This is a genomic window from Oleiphilus sp. HI0080, assembly GCF_001635135.1.
Genome location: NZ_LWFU01000916.1, coordinates 1 through 270, shown reverse-complemented (window position 1 = coordinate 270; position 270 = coordinate 1). Strand labels below are relative to the sequence as shown.

At 50.0% G+C, this 270-nt stretch carries 1 protein-coding gene; it reads right to left on the bottom strand.

All coding sequences use genetic code 11. The features are described 5' to 3' along the window. On the bottom strand, positions 1-270 hold a 270-nt coding region (locus A3751_RS17990), incomplete at both ends, for a toprim domain-containing protein (RefSeq protein ID WP_231876930.1).

The following is a 270-nucleotide window of genomic DNA, read 5'->3' as shown; positions in this document are numbered from 1 at the left end:
CAAGGTCGCGATATGCAATCCATCCGAGTCGGCATCGGCAAGTATACAAACCTTGCCATAACGCAGACCTTCGAGGTTATCTGAGCCAGGATCGACACCAATCGCAACAGAGATATCATGAACCTCTTGCGAGGCGAGAATTTCGCTCGACTCGACCTCCCACGTATTCAGTATTTTACCTCTCAAGGGCATGATTGCCTGATACTCACGATCACGCGCCTGTTTTGCAGAGCCACCAGCAGAGTCACCCTCTACCAAAAATAACTCTGA